Source organism: Ensifer sp. SL37 (assembly GCF_026672675.1).
Classification (GTDB): Bacteria; Pseudomonadota; Alphaproteobacteria; order Rhizobiales; family Rhizobiaceae; genus Ensifer; species Ensifer adhaerens.
The window spans coordinates 21,471-35,258 of sequence record NZ_JAPPRN010000002.1; the positions used below are offsets into that span (position 1 = coordinate 21,471).

Annotated in this window: 13 protein-coding genes; all 13 read left to right on the plus strand. The window is 56.1% G+C overall.

The window, feature by feature from the left end:
* Positions 1-238 precede the first annotated feature (238 nt).
* Positions 239-1,915 carry a hypothetical protein gene (locus OVA00_RS07845; protein WP_268088533.1) on the plus strand — a complete coding sequence of 559 codons (1,677 nt, stop codon included), beginning with the start codon at positions 239-241 and terminating at the stop codon, positions 1,913-1,915.
* A 128-nt stretch (positions 1,916-2,043) separates the two neighbouring features.
* Positions 2,044-3,339, plus strand: a complete 1,296-nt coding sequence (locus OVA00_RS07850) for a UDP-N-acetylmuramoyl-tripeptide--D-alanyl-D-alanine ligase (protein WP_268088534.1) — start codon at positions 2,044-2,046, stop codon at positions 3,337-3,339.
* A 112-nt stretch (positions 3,340-3,451) separates the two neighbouring features.
* Positions 3,452-4,528, plus strand: coding sequence for an alpha/beta hydrolase family protein (locus OVA00_RS07855; RefSeq protein WP_268088535.1), 1,077 nt, complete (start codon positions 3,452-3,454; stop codon positions 4,526-4,528).
* Between the two features lie 1,824 nt (positions 4,529-6,352).
* The gene (locus tag OVA00_RS07860) at positions 6,353-7,408 is read left to right on the plus strand and encodes a hypothetical protein (protein WP_268088536.1); all 1,056 of its coding nucleotides are present in this window, start codon (positions 6,353-6,355) and stop codon (positions 7,406-7,408) included.
* Positions 7,409-7,598: 190 nt separating this feature from the next.
* Positions 7,599-7,994 (plus strand): hypothetical protein, encoded by a 396-nt coding sequence (locus tag OVA00_RS07865; RefSeq protein WP_268088537.1) that lies wholly within the window; start codon positions 7,599-7,601, stop codon positions 7,992-7,994.
* The gene (gene sctJ / locus OVA00_RS07870; protein WP_268088538.1) at positions 7,994-8,785 is read left to right on the plus strand and encodes a type III secretion system inner membrane ring lipoprotein SctJ; all 792 of its coding nucleotides are present in this window, start codon (positions 7,994-7,996) and stop codon (positions 8,783-8,785) included. Before OVA00_RS07865 ends, sctJ begins: the two co-directional genes overlap by 1 nt.
* Complete coding sequence (locus OVA00_RS07875) at positions 8,782-9,411, plus strand: hypothetical protein (RefSeq protein ID WP_268088539.1); 630 nt, start codon at positions 8,782-8,784, stop codon at positions 9,409-9,411. The genes sctJ and OVA00_RS07875 overlap by 4 nt, the downstream gene beginning before the upstream one ends.
* Positions 9,398-9,994, plus strand: coding sequence for a hypothetical protein (locus OVA00_RS07880; protein WP_268088540.1), 597 nt, complete (start codon positions 9,398-9,400; stop codon positions 9,992-9,994). Before OVA00_RS07875 ends, OVA00_RS07880 begins: the two co-directional genes overlap by 14 nt.
* A 5-nt stretch (positions 9,995-9,999) precedes the next feature.
* The gene (locus tag OVA00_RS07885; RefSeq protein ID WP_268088541.1) at positions 10,000-11,301 is read left to right on the plus strand and encodes a FliI/YscN family ATPase; all 1,302 of its coding nucleotides are present in this window, start codon (positions 10,000-10,002) and stop codon (positions 11,299-11,301) included.
* Entirely contained in the window at positions 11,298-11,783 is a 486-nt protein-coding gene (locus OVA00_RS07890) for a hypothetical protein (protein ID WP_268088542.1), read from the plus strand. Before OVA00_RS07885 ends, OVA00_RS07890 begins: the two co-directional genes overlap by 4 nt.
* Positions 11,776-12,861: a FliM/FliN family flagellar motor switch protein gene (locus OVA00_RS07895; RefSeq protein WP_268088543.1), complete on the plus strand. Its 1,086-nt coding sequence runs from the start codon at positions 11,776-11,778 to the stop codon at positions 12,859-12,861. The genes OVA00_RS07890 and OVA00_RS07895 overlap by 8 nt, the downstream gene beginning before the upstream one ends.
* Positions 12,854-13,513, plus strand: a complete 660-nt coding sequence (gene sctR / locus OVA00_RS07900) for a type III secretion system export apparatus subunit SctR (RefSeq protein ID WP_268088544.1) — start codon at positions 12,854-12,856, stop codon at positions 13,511-13,513. The genes OVA00_RS07895 and sctR overlap by 8 nt, the downstream gene beginning before the upstream one ends.
* A gap of 2 nt (positions 13,514-13,515) precedes the next feature.
* Positions 13,516-13,779: a type III secretion system export apparatus subunit SctS gene (gene sctS / locus OVA00_RS07905; RefSeq protein ID WP_326494120.1), complete on the plus strand. Its 264-nt coding sequence runs from the start codon at positions 13,516-13,518 to the stop codon at positions 13,777-13,779.
* The last annotated feature ends 9 nt before the right edge of the window (positions 13,780-13,788 follow it).

A 13,788-nucleotide genomic window follows, 5' to 3' on the forward strand; every position in this document is an offset into this window, starting at 1 on the left:
GGTCGCACTTGTATCAGGCCGATGTGAGCGCACCGAAAGGCGAATCAATGGATGGACGTTGTTTGTTTCACCTTATTTGGCCATAAGTAAGGCCCCCTCTAGGCTCGCTGGCTAGAACGGTCTTCATGGGGCGCACGTAGAACTCATCTCGAATGGGTGCTTGCCCATATGAGGGTCTCGATTGTGAAGCAAGCGGGTCCAAAACGAAGAGATGAAAATACATAGTCTCCTGGCGAGAGTGCGGCCACAGGTTGAGCGGCAGGTGGTCGCGCTGTCTGGGCCTGGTCCGCGGTTTGTGCTGTTCTTTTCAATAAGCGATGGGAGGGCCCGTGCCGAGGTTTCTACCGCGACAGGGCAGGATTTTGCTGGTGCTTGGCGGCGCGGCGCGCGGGATGTCTATCGCTCGGCGCTCGCAAAAAAGATCGCCGTTCGGTGGCTGCGCGTCGATTGGGTGGAGGCCGTCGAGAAGACGACATGGGCGGATTTGCGTCTAAGGCTCGTGGCGACCAAGCGCAATTACTTCCGCTATGGGATCTCACTGGACCCTTCGTTCAGCCGAGCGTTCCTCGAGATGGAGCTGAACGCCAATGCCATGCTCTATGAAGGGGGCGCGACGAGCCACGCCGTACTCAATACTGCCAATTTTAGGCGCTATGCGAAAACGCGACATGGTCTGTTGAAGGTGGGGTTCGAGGCCGAGGGAGACGTTTTCGTCTTCTCGACGCGTGGCGCCTTTGCCACCGGTTCTGATCAGGATGTTCATTTGATCCACGGTGTCGGGCCGAATGCCGGCCGGCGTGTGCTTAGCCAGCTAAAGCCTGTGGATGTGCGCCTGTTGATCAAGAGCGCCAGTACCTACCTTTCCACGCAAGTTCTGCCAGACGGTCGATTTCAGTATGGCTGGCATCCATGTTTCGACCGCCCGATCCCGACCTATAATGTTTTGCGCCACACCAGCACGCTCTATTCGATGATTGAGGCATGGGAGGTGACGCAATGCAGCGACCTTAAGGCTGCGATCGACAGAGCGCTTGAATACCTGACGACGGTGATCATAAAAACCGTTGACGCGAACGGCGTTGCGGTCTCTGTCCTGGTCGATCAAGACGCGGATATTAAGCTCGGTGCGAGTGGCGTTTGCCTGTTGGCGCTCGTCAAGTACAGCGAACTGACAGGTACAAAGCGCTACATTGACCTGTTGCGGCAGGTTGCGGAAGGGATCGTGTACATGCAGGATCCGTCGTCCGGAAAGCTTCGCCACATATACAATTATCCTTCGCTCAGTCTGCGAGAAGAGTTTCGTACAATATACTACGACGGCGAGGCTGCTTTTGGCTTGATGCGGCTTTACGGGTTTACCGGGGAGGAGCGGTGGCTGGAACCGGTACGCAAGGCTTTCACCTGTTTTTTGGCTGGCGACCACTGGAAGGCGCACGACCATTGGCTGAGCTACTGCGTCAACGAGCTCACGCTCCATTGCGCGGAAGCAAAGTACTTTGAGTTCGGCCTCAAGAATTTCGTCGGGCATTTGGATTTTGTTCTCAACCGGATCACGACATTCCCGACGCTGCTTGAGTTGATGATGGCGGCGGAAAAAATGGTCACTCGCCTGCGGCTGCTGCCGGAGTTTGCCCATCTCATGGAAGCGGTTGACCTGGAAAAATTCTACGCAGCGCTGGACCACCGCGCGCACTACCTTCTCAATGGCTATTTCTGGCCAGAAGTTGCCATGTATTTTGCCAATCCGGCCAAGATCCAGGGCAGCTTCTTCATTCGGCATCATTCGTTTCGCGTGCGCATCGATGATGTCGAACACTATTTGTCCGGCTATGTTGCATATCTGGACTATTTGGAGCGTTCGTCGGGCCAACAAAGTTCGCAAGGGGATTTGCGCATGTCAGAAACAGCGGTCTGATGGGGATGGTTTCAAAACCCGGACCCGAGTGGACGGCAGATCGTCTGTGCGAGGCGACGCGCGGAGAGTGGATTGTGCGTCCTCCAGTAGGATTTAGCGCAACGGGGTTGTGCATTCATCCCCCAACGATGCAGCCCGGCGATATGATGGTGGTCCGATCTGGCGAACCGCAGGATAAAGGCGCGGCCCTGGAGGCGGTTAAAAGGTTGCGGCCGCCGCCGGCTGGCATCATTGCAAGTTCCATCGACGACAAGGCCTTGCCGGGCCTACCCTTGCTTCGGGTGGCAGATACGGGTGGTGCGATCCTTGCGATGGGAGAATACGCGCGCCTTAAATTTTCTGGCAAGGTTTTGGCAGTGACGGGAAGTGCGGGCAAGACAACGACAGTTGCAATGCTGCGCCACGCGCTTGTTCCTTGGGGCGGCGCCGAGCAAACCCGTCACAACGCCAATTTGCCCCACGGCGTGGCTTGGAATCTAGCTTCAATGGGCTGGACTGTGCCCCACATCGTTCTTGAGCTTGCGATCGGTCGGATGGGGCAGAGCGCCCGAATGGCGCGTCCGGATATTGCAGTTTTCACCAATGTCTTGCCCGCCCATCTCGGCGAGCACAGCTCTATCGCCGACATTGCCCGAACCAAGAGTGCAATTTTCTCAGGTATGTTGCCGGGCGGTATTGCTGTTCTCAACCGGGACATGAGCGCTTGGCGGATCGTCTACGAGGCTGCCCGGGCCAGAGGGCTGCGCGTTCTGCATTACGGCTCGAGCGATGAATGCGAGTTTCGTCTTGTTGATTATTCTGCCCGCAAGCGCGAAGTGACTGCGTTGGTCCACAGCGAAAAATTCACGTACGAGTTGGGGGCCGGCGGGTCCCACATGGCGCTCAATAGTTTGGCTGTGCTCGCTGCGCTCTACGGTCTTGGGTATGCCGTCGCACCTGCACTCGAGCAGCTTCGGAGCTTCTCGGCGCTCGAGGGACGTGGCACCGAGCACGTCATTCATGTCGGCGGAAAACAGCTTACGATCGTTGATGATGCATATAATGCGAACCCAGGCTCCATGGCAGCCGCCATTCACTACCTCGGGGAGCGCAAGAACGCCGGCCGCAAAGTAGCAGTGCTCGGAGAGATGGCCGAACTCGGTCCAGGGACGAAAGAATACCACAACGCCCTTGCCACCCTCGTTGAGCAATATGCTATCGACAAGGTCTATGTCGTGGGACAGCACTATGAAGGGTTTTGGCCGTTGATATCTGCCTCCAGGCAAGGGTGCTGGGCACACTCGCTCGATGAGCTCAAGAGCGTTTTGTTAAGCGACCTCACCGACGGTGATATGTTGTTGTTCAAGGGGTCGCATAGCACGCGCATCCACAGTGTGGTGGACTGGATCAAGCGTCTATCTGAAACGCCTAGTCAAGAGAGATAGCTTTTCCTTGGAGGCCTGGGAGCCAGGACGACAGCCTCCAGCAAGCACAGATAGTTCGTACCGTACGGGGTTCAGGCGTCGTTGCATCGTCTGGTCAATAGGATAGCTGTATATGGCCGCAAGCTTTGTTCGAACGAGACTGGCACGCGCATTGCGTTTTATGAAATGGTACGGCTTGCGCGGCCTGTTTGTCATGTTCGGCGTGCCGTGCTCCTCGGGAGGCGTTCTCGCCGATCAGCCCACGCTTGGCCCGTTTGAGCGCACAAATCCGCGTGAACTGGTGATGGCGTATGGAGCGGAGAACTTTAGCGCGACGGAAGCGCTCAACGGTTCGTTCAGTTCGCGTGAACATTGTGCCGACACAAACAATTGCCTATGGCTTGAAGTCGGGGGCAGGGGCGACTGTATCCGTTACTACCAACATGGACTGAAGGAGACCGGAAACAGGAGCGTGCTCGTCTACTTCGGTGGTGACGTCCTGATGCGGACCTCGAAAGGCGTCAGATACATAGCCTCGTCATATTCCTCCTCTTCGCCCGCCAAACTCACTTCAGACATGGTGGAATGGTCAAGCCAAGCGAACATCCCGGCAGTCTACATTGCCCGGCCCGGGATTTATGGTTCATCTGGCGATCACAATAAACGAAGAGATTATCGGGAGATCTCGCTGATGTCACGGGCGCTCGATTCGATAAAAGAACGATATCGGATCACGTCATTCATTTTGACGGGGCATTCTGCCGGCGGGCAGATCGTTGCAGCGCTCCTTAACGAGCGGTCCGACATTTCAGCGGCCGTGATTTCGTCGGGTCTTGTTTCCGTCAAGCAGGTCTCTTCCTTCTGGGAGCACAAGCGGCAGATCCCGGGAAAGATTCTCTACAATGCCAAGAGTTTTTACGATCCCGTTGAGGGCGTTGATCAGATCAGGAAAGACCACCCGCCCGAGATTTATGTGATCTCGGATCCGGAAGACCGCGTGGTTCCATTCTATAGCCAGCTTTATTACGTACGACGCCTCAGGCGATCTGGCCTGCACCCTGAGCATATCTATGCGCAGGCTCCGTTGCCTAGCCGGCACGTTCTGGCCCCAAACGCCAAGTTGGCGGCAGCTCTGCTTGCACAGGGCAAGACGGCTATCGAAATTCGCAAGGCGCTGCTGGAGTTTGAACTTCGCACAGCACACGAGTAGCGACCTTGAGAATGCAGGCTCCGCCAAAGAATGATAGCGCAGAACCGTGTGGGGTTCCAAGTCCGAGAGATATTGGCCCTTGCCACAGCCTGAGGCTTGGCATGACGAAGTTGACGTCGATCGGTGTCCTCGGCTGGTGACGCAAGCAAATGACTTAGCCCCCAGAGACTTGGGGGACAGCTCGTCTAGGTGGATGTCTCACCACCGACAGGGTCCTTGCCAGGGGCCGAGCGCTGAAGTGGGTGTAGTTGCCTGTCTGGCGGCTGTCTGTCTGCGCCGAGCGGATGAAGGGCATAACTGGCAATTCGTGCTCGCAGCCGCCTGTCTTTAAGGTTCATCGCGTTGCGCGGGCGTTGCTGGTTGCTCGGCGACGCTGTCGATCTGTCGCCACGCGTGTGCGAAACCTTTAGCCGTGCTATGTGCGCGCAGAGGGCGTCGGCGTCTCGCAACATCAACCTCGTCTTGGCGCATTCCTCGTTTGTGCCGTAAGTTTCGAGAGCCTTGAGAACGACCATGATGTAAGACCTTTGCGTTTGGGCCTCCCGCTCAATCGTTGCAAGGTCTGCCAGGCCCGGCGTTTGCTTCGCCGCGAGACTAAGGGCACATAGTATGGACGGCTCTTCTGTTAAAAAGATGTGTTTCTCCATGCGGGTCGGATTGTCCACTCCGCTGATTTTCCACCACGTGGAGGTGTCTTGAGCGCATTTTTCTGTTCCGGGGATTAGGGGCGCGATACGGTCGTATACAAAGGAGAGCATCTCTCCCAAAACAGCAGCGGTTGCAGCAAGCCACGCATAGGGCACCTAAAACCTCCCCGATCCATTCAGTCTGCAGGAAACCGCCACCGAAAAAACCTCAACCCCATCTGGCAACAACCCGTACCAAGTCGTTGGCTAATAGTTAAATTAGTTGTGGTGCAGGCTGTAAGAGGGCCGTCTTGCGGTCGTTGCGCTGGAGGAACGAGTGCGCACGAAGGTGGAAGAGTGACTGCGGTCCCGCTTGTAATAAACAGCGCACGCACGGTGCTCGAAGATGAAAGCCTACGCCCTGTTTCTTTTTTGCATATAAGGTTCCAGGCTGCGAGGCTTGCGCGACCTTCCTAGAGGCGCAACTGGCCGGTGTCCTCTTTGTGGACGCCGGTTTTTTCTTAGGATGGCGCTAAAGGCCTGCTCTACGGTTTAATGTGTTGCTGTCAGCCTTCGCCGAGAGGGGCTTGGCCGAATGCCTCTCGTTTGGCGCTTCTGTAGATGAATGGAGCCGCCATAGGTTGGCTCCGCGGCGAGATAGCGGATTAGGCAACTCCATTTGTACGGCCGCGGCGATCAGGGTTCGATGGAGCCATCGGTTACAATGCAAGCAGGCGGCGGGCGTTGATAGGGTTTTTATCGCGCGCTGCCCAGAGGCGGGCGCTAGCAGAAAACGGTGGGGTCTGGGCTGCCATGTGGCTTGGGCGCCTGACGAGTTCAAGTCCGCGCGCCGGGCATGGCTATGGGAAAGGGTTGGGCTTGTCCTGGGGCTTCCCGCCGTCGGGCATATGAAACGGCGGATGTCAGTGACATGCGAGCCCAAAATCCCAAACGCCTATTTGTGTATAAGCAAATGCTTCGTTAAGCAATAACCATAGGAGTGCAGTTTATGATATGTCCACGTCACATGCGGGTTCGACCCTCTGGCGATAGAGTCAGCAATTCGAACAGGCTGCAGAGTGTCTTGCGCTTCGATCTTCATAAGACGCAGTGTCGAGTTGGTAATCCGGCTCAGCGCTGTGGGGGGTGTCACGTCAATTCATCTGCCAGGTGCAGTGGTTACGGCGAGTAAAGCAATATGATCGTCGTCAAGGTCGTTAGCGCGGAAATGCAGGATCGCTCCTTTAGCCTTGAGGCGGGTTCGTTCACTGTGGGGTCGAGTTTGGATTGCGACGTAGTGTTGCTGGACTTGCCCGTGCAGTCGCAACATTTCATGCTGCATGTTCAAAGTGGGGCCGTTGAGGTCGTCAAGATCGCCGAAGGACCGCTAGAGATTGAGCGCTCTTCCAAGGGAAGGGAGAGCTTGCACGTCGGTGGTCGCGTTGTTTGGGGTGTCGATGACAAACTATGGATATCTGGCATGTGTCTGCAGTTGCAAGGTGTTGCGTCAGAGCGCGCAACGGCTCGTCGCGTTTCGCGCTACCTGAAGCGTTCTGACGTTCCGCGGCTTGGTCTCGTTCTTGCCTCCGCATGCATGCTCGTAATCCCGTTCTTGGGCGCCCATCGATCGTCGGCAGGTGGAGAGCAGGGGCCGCAAGTCCCCGCACCCACGGCAACGCAAGGCGACCTCTCGTCGGAAACGGCGGTGCGCCGCAGTTTGGCTGAAGTGAATGTGCGCTACGAGAACCTGAAGCTCGTCTCCGGTACCTGGAGCGCGACATTGCGGGTGGCCGATGAGACGGGGCGCAGCGACGCTGAGCGAAAGGTGAGGTCGTTGCCCTTCTCTTTCAGGGCTGAAATTCTAGTTGATGAGCAACTCAAGCGTGCTGCGGCCTTGGTGCTGTCTCACACTTTGACCTCAGCCCAGATCGTTTCCATGGCAAACGGGGTCTTGACGGTTACTCTTCCTTCCGGAGAAGGCAAGGCCGGCTATGACACATTTCGTGCGCTCAGGAGCGACGTTCCTGGATTGGTCACGGTGCGGTTCAAGTCGGCCTCTTCTGCAGAGCTTGACCAAATCCGCGGCGCAATTGCAGGGGTTTGGTTGGGGAAGTATCCCTATGTGTTGCTCAACGACAGCACAGTCGTGCGGCCCGGCAACCAATTGGCGGAAAAAGCCGTACTCGTCAGCATCGATAGCGACTTCATAACTGTGAATGTCCACGGATCCGAGCAGAAAGTGTTCATCAAATGAGCGACGGGTGGCCAGGACCAGAGGCACTTACATCCTACGCGTCATACTGCGGCAGGATAGCCAAGAGAAAAGTTGATCTTTTTCGAAGAAGCCATGAACGCATGTTTAGTCCGGCAAGCCGCGAATGGGCACCGCATTCTTTCCCGAAGAAGCAGCTGGGCTGGTCAATAATTGTCTGTAGGGAAGTCAAATGAGCATCTCGCTAACGTTGTACAATCAGCATTCCACGACCGCCTCGGCGCAAGGTCTGAATGGCTTGGGTGATCGTCTGGCCGAAAGCTTGCGATCGCAAGAGGAAGGTATCGTCGGCAGCATAAAGGGCGCGCTCGATCCGTCAGGTCCTCTCATGAGTTTGCCAAAGCCGGTTCTTGAGCAATTCAGGAAGTGGGATCAGCAGTTTACCGACCCCGACCAGATCAAGATGATCGAGACCGTCAAGCACAAGATCCTGGAGCTGCATGCTGAACGAAGGGAGGTCGTTCGCAGTGAAGTTGAATCCAAGGCCGACAGATTGCGTCTTGACTTGTCACTCAAGGCGATTAGCAAGACGATGGCTGGCGTTCAACAACTGCTCGCGGCTCAGTAATGAAGACTGCCAGGCAGAAGGCACCTGGACGCCTAAATGGTCGTTCGCTCTCAGGGGCCAAGTTTGCCCTGCTTTTGTCCGCATTGCTCACAATGAGTGGGTGCAAGGTCGATTTGCATGCGGGAATCGAGGAGAGCGAAGCCAATGAGATGTTGGCCATGCTTCTGGCCAACGACATCTCGGCCTCCAAACAGCAGGAGAAAGACAACAAGTCTACTTTGCTTGTGGACGAGGCACAGTTTGGCAAGGCAGTGGAATTATTGAAACGTGCGGGCCTGCCTCGTCGCAAATTTGCAAAGATGGGAGATGTGTTTTCCGCTGACGGTCTCATATCGAGTCCACTTCAGGAGTGGGCACGATTTAATTTCGCGCTCACGGAGGAATTGTCAGCGACAATTTCCTCAATTCCAGGCGTGGTGTCGGCAGATGTTCACGTCGTGACTTCCAGAAAGGACACGCCTTTCTCCGAGCCCATACCACCAAGCGCCTCAGTCCTCGTGTTGATCGCTCGAGACGCAATCACTGCAGAGCTTGTTCCGCAAATCAAGCAGCTCGTCGCTTTCAGTGTACAGGGGGTCGAGTATGATCGCGTCGCAGTTGTCGTATCCGCCGTCGATCCGTTGCCGATCGTCAATCCGGAGCTGATCGATGTCGCCGGTATTGCACTGCGGTCGAGCAGCTTCAATCGAGCCATGTTGGCGGTGACCGCCGCTAGCTTGCTGAGCGCTGTTTGCGCGGCCCTCGGCGTGACGTTTTTTTTCCGGGCCCGCAATACCAGGAAAACAGCATGACATGCGGTTTTGACACGCAGCCTTCGCAGTTCATTGCCGTTGAGCGTGCGCACGCCGAACTTGGTCTGGCGAACATTGAGTTCACGAGGTTGATGCTGTCCGATCGATTTCTCAGGAGCGAGCTCGACGAACGTTTTCGTGCGTTGTTGGAGCCTCTTCCAAGTGGAGTAACGGACCATTTTGCGGACTTTTGCTGTCAGGTGACGATGAGCTCTCCCGAGGAGCGTACGCGGGTGACCAAGATTATGACAGTCCTTATCAATCGCCGCTCAATACTGAGCAGCACCGATGCGCAGCTGCTGCGCGACGTCGCAAATTGGTGTGGCATTGAAGACATGGCCTCCCTTGTTCGGTTCGCAGGCTTGCCAAGTTTCGACCGGATAGCCGTCCTTTCAGTCGCATCTCTGAAAGCCTTCGACGAGTATGCCCAGACAATGCTGAGCTACCTGCTTGGCATTCTCCCCAGCGCCTATCTACAGCGTTTGAACTATCGCCCTTCTGCCGAGTGCTTGCCGAAACCGGCGTACCTGTCTGAGGAAGACGGTGATCGACGCAAGGTTGTCGACTACGCATTGGAGGCCTTCCGCCGTGTAATTGGTGAGGGGTCTTCAAATGCGGTCTATTAGCATCGATAGCGGTGTCATCTTGCCTGCAGACAACATCGTTGAGGCCGATCTCGTAGAGGCGCTCGTTTCAGCCGAGCGGCTCGGACAAATGGCCGACAAGCGAGCAAGGGAAATTGTCCGTCGCGCCATTTTGAAGGCCGTGGAAACGGAGAGATCTGCTCGCATATCAGGCTACGCCGCCGGGCTTACCAGGATCATGGCGGTTGCGGAGGAGTTGGAGCAAAGCCGGCTACACTTTCTTGAGAATACGCAAGCCATTTTGCGCGAGTGCCTCCTGCGTGTTCTGAGCGAGCTGCCGAGGGCCGAAGTATTAGACAAGACAATGAACACCGTCCTGCGTGAACTTCGCGGGGTCCCGGATGTCGTGATCATGGCCCACCCGGCCAACGCGGTGGAGTTGGAAGTTGCTCTTAAAGCATACGGTGCCCTGCTTGGGACAGAAGGCTTCATCCGCTATCAGGCCGATGAGTCACTACCGCAAAGCGATTGCCTGATCTACGCAGGCTCACAAGTCATTGACGTCAGCATACCCGTTCTGGTCGACGAACTTGTCTGCGCGTTTCAACTTGGAAACGCGAGGTAGCAACAATGTCGGGTGACCAATTCGAAAACAGCCCGACCGCAACGCCGCTGTTCCGGCGAAAGGGTCGTGTGTGCAAAGCTTCCGGTCCTCTCATAAAGGCAGCTGGCAATTTCAGCATTGGAGAAATCTGTTCCATTTCTCGGCGCGACATGGAACCTATTCTTGCCGAGGTGGTGGGCTTTGACCAAGACGAAGCTATTTTGACGCCCTACGGGCGTACGCGTGGCATTTCTCATAACTCGACGATCGAGTCCGTTATGCCGGAGTTTGAGGTGGGCGTCGGTGAGTGCCTCACAGGCCGGGTGCTCGATGCTCTTGGTCGGCCGATTGACGCCGGACCCGACCTTTCGGACACCACCTCCTTTGCGTGCGACCGCTTCGCGCCGCATCCGATGTCCCGAGTGCCTATTAGCAAACCGTTTAGCCTCGGGATTAGAGCGATTGATGGTCTACTCACCTGCGGCGAAGGGCAGCGCATGGGGATTTTCGCTGGCGCGGGAGCGGGAAAATCGACCCTTCTGTCGATACTTGTAAGAAATGCCCAGTATGACCGTTGCATAGTCGCGTTGATTGGAGAGCGAGGCAGAGAAGTCCGTGAATTTATCGATCACCAGCTTGGCGCCGACGCTTTAAAGAACTGTGTCGTCGTCGTGGCCACTTCGGATCGGGCGGCAATTGAGCAAGCCAAAGCCGCTTTCACGGCAACGGCCATCGCCGAATATTTTCGTGATCGCGGTGAGAAGGTACTCCTCATCATGGACAGTATCACGCGCTTTGCCAGAGCCTTGCGGCAGATCGGTTTGTCGGCGGGAGAACCTCCGACCCGCCGAGGCTACACGCCATCTGTTTTCGAACAACTCCCGCTCTTGCTGGAGCGGGCGGGGCCGGCCGAAAGAGGCTCTATCACAGCGCTTTACACGGTGTTGGTGGAAGGCGACGACATGAACGAACCGGTTGCCGATGAAGTTCGCTCCTTGCTTGATGGCCACATCATTTTGTCGCGTAAGCTCGCGTCGGCCGAGCACTATCCGCCTATTGACGTTGCAGCGAGTGTGAGCCGCGTGCTCGACCGGATCGTGGCCCCTCATCACAGGAGGGCCATTGAAAGGCTCAGAGATCTGCTTTCCAGATATGACGAAGTCGAATTGCTTCTACGAATGGGTGAGTACACCCCGGGGCTGGACCCGCTGGCCGATGATGCCATCAACCGAAGGCGGGCAGTAGAGGCGTTTCTCCGTCAAAGAATTGATGAATATTCGAGCTTTGACGAAACCTTAGAGGCATTGCTGGAGGTCGTCGCCCGGTGACCGAACTCGCTCTGGTGCTTCAGGTACGCGACCGTCGATTGAAACGGGCCCGCCGAGAAATGTCGGAGGCCAAAGCCGCGCTTGCTCGCGCAAACTCGAGCGCCGCTGAAGCGAAAAAGGCAATCGATGACTTCCGCGAGCAAGTGCGCACACTTGAGATCGACCTTCTGACATCACTGCTCAATACGTCCGTTACCATGCATGAACTAGCGGCCGTCGAGGAAACGCTGCGCAAAACGGAAAAGCGCGCCAGACAGCTCGCCAAGGAAGCCGAAAGGCAAAACCAGGCGAGGCAACATGCGTTGCGTCTTGCCGAGAGGACTGAATCTAAAATGCAGGCAGCGCAAAAGCGCTTTCTCAGATGCGAAGAAATGGTGGATAGCAGTCGCATTGATGAGCAAATGCTGAAGGTTTTAAGGGAAGAAGCGGACAACGAGGATCTAGGTCAGCTGGTCATGAAAGGGGGCGCCAGTGATGCTTGAAAGAGCAAGCATTATTTCGCTACGGCCCGAGATTGCAGCAGCGATGAACAGTCTGTGCGCTGCGACCTGGAATGTGCCGCTCCATCACGGTTCGATTGCAGAAGAAATTTCCGACCCATATGCGGGTCTGAGCCTTGCCTGGGGCGGCGCTGTCGACACATCTGCGTTGCAAATCGAGATCAGGTGTTCAGGATCTTTTGGACAGCTTGCGATGGCGGTGGAACGCCGTTTTCTGGACACCTTGAGCGATGTCTTTTTACCCGGTTGGCGGACTGAGGACCCTGAGATATTTCTCGCGCCATGGCGGGCGACGCTTGTCGTGAGCCAGTGGGCTAAGGAATTGGGTGTGGACACTGAGATCGACACGATCTCTGTTTTACAAAGCAATGAGCAAATCCAATGGGCGTCCGCCCCAACGACCCTGGCCGGACGGGCGTTTGTGGAGGATACGAACTGCAACCTCGCCTTGGACCTTGTCGGCCTGGCGTCACAGGCCAGGCTGACGCCGCTGCCGGCCTTGAGCCGATATCGGCGCAGGACAATAGATCCGGGTTTCATCTGCAATCTTGGCCTTCCGTCCCGTATCGTTTTGGCGAGCCGCTATCAGGCCCTTGCGATCGGCGATGTCATTTTGCTTGCGCCGATGCTCGACAACACTATTTCCGCGACAGCAAGGATTCCGGGCGTGGCTACATTTTCCGCTCACATCGGCCCGCAGGGCGAACTGACGTTGGCCGATGCAATCACTGAACGAAGAGAGCCGACCATGAATGAAAGTGATGCCGAATACAGCATGTCGGATGGAAACATATTGGACAATGAGCAGCTGTTTGGGCATACCCTCGAGGAGCTGCCCGTCAAGCTCGATTTCCTGTTGGCTTCGCAGCGCGTCACCTTGGGCGAACTGCGCGAACTTGACGCCGGGAGCACCGTGGACCTGCGGTTGGACTTGAACGCGCCTGTTGTCATCACAGCGAACGGTCTGCGTATGGGATGCGGCCACCTGGTCCAGCTCGGAGATCACGTCGGTGTGCAAATAACGCAGTGGCCAGGTTCGAAAGCCGTGCAAGATGGATGAAACCTTCCCGGCGGTTTTGCCTGCAGCAATTGCGGTCATGGCAATTGGGCTGTTGCCGATGCTTGTCGTTATGGGCACGGCCTTCACTAAGATTTCGATCGTGCTGATGCTGGTGCGCAACGCCATCGGTGTTCAGCAGGCCCCTTCAGGTATGGTGATCAATTCGATCGCCCTGACACTCACCATATTCATCATAGTGCCGCTTGGTGACAGCGTCATCAGGGAGATGCAAAGCGCCAATCTCAAGCTAACAGAATGGAAGGATGTCGTTGGAAGCTATGACATTCTGGCGCGCAATTTCTCGCAATATCTTGCCCGCTTTACAAGCGAACGGGAGCTTTCCTTCTTCATGGATGCTGCCCGCAAGCTGTGGCCGGAGACGCTGCATCACCAAATTACCCGCACCAACATCTTCGTGTTGCTGCCCTCCCATGTCACCTCCGAGCTGACGCGCGCTTTTGAGATCGCGTTTCTTCTATATCTGCCTTTTGTCATCGTGGACTTGATCGTGTCCAATATTCTGTTGGCCATGGGGGCGATGATGGTGCCGCCAACGATGATCTCTTTGCCGATCAAGATTCTGCTCTTCGTCGCTTCAGACGGCTGGGCGATTCTGTTGCACAATCTCGTCTTAAGCTATGCGAAGGGCTGACCGTGTCTCCGGAAGATGTAGTGTTTTTGGCAAACAGCACGGTCGCAATCGTATTCTACCTGTCCATGCCGATCATTGTCGGCGCGACCGTGGTCGGGTTGATCGTCGCGCTTTTCCAAACCGTGATGCAATTGCAAGAACAGACATTGGCCTTCACGGCCAAGCTTACGGTTATCGTGGTCGTTTTCGCTGTGTCTGGTACTTGGATGGCCAACAAGCTTCTCAATTTTACGCAAGATATGCTCGCCAGGATCGTGGCCCTTTAGCGGAGTTGT

Coding starts and splice junctions, on each gene's coding strand:
- sctR (WP_268088544.1), top strand. CDS start 12,854: ATGGATGAAACCTTCCCGGCGGTTTTGCCTGCAGCAATTGCGGTCATG.
- sctJ (WP_268088538.1), top strand. CDS start 7,994: ATGAAGACTGCCAGGCAGAAGGCACCTGGACGCCTAAATGGTCGTTCG.
- OVA00_RS07855 (WP_268088535.1), top strand. CDS start 3,452: ATGGCCGCAAGCTTTGTTCGAACGAGACTGGCACGCGCATTGCGTTTT.
- OVA00_RS07850 (WP_268088534.1), top strand. CDS start 2,044: ATGCAGCCCGGCGATATGATGGTGGTCCGATCTGGCGAACCGCAGGAT.
- OVA00_RS07880 (WP_268088540.1), top strand. CDS start 9,398: ATGCGGTCTATTAGCATCGATAGCGGTGTCATCTTGCCTGCAGACAAC.
- OVA00_RS07885 (WP_268088541.1), top strand. CDS start 10,000: ATGTCGGGTGACCAATTCGAAAACAGCCCGACCGCAACGCCGCTGTTC.
- OVA00_RS07865 (WP_268088537.1), top strand. CDS start 7,599: ATGAGCATCTCGCTAACGTTGTACAATCAGCATTCCACGACCGCCTCG.
- OVA00_RS07895 (WP_268088543.1), top strand. CDS start 11,776: ATGCTTGAAAGAGCAAGCATTATTTCGCTACGGCCCGAGATTGCAGCA.
- OVA00_RS07875 (WP_268088539.1), top strand. CDS start 8,782: ATGACATGCGGTTTTGACACGCAGCCTTCGCAGTTCATTGCCGTTGAG.
- OVA00_RS07860 (WP_268088536.1), top strand. CDS start 6,353: ATGATCGTCGTCAAGGTCGTTAGCGCGGAAATGCAGGATCGCTCCTTT.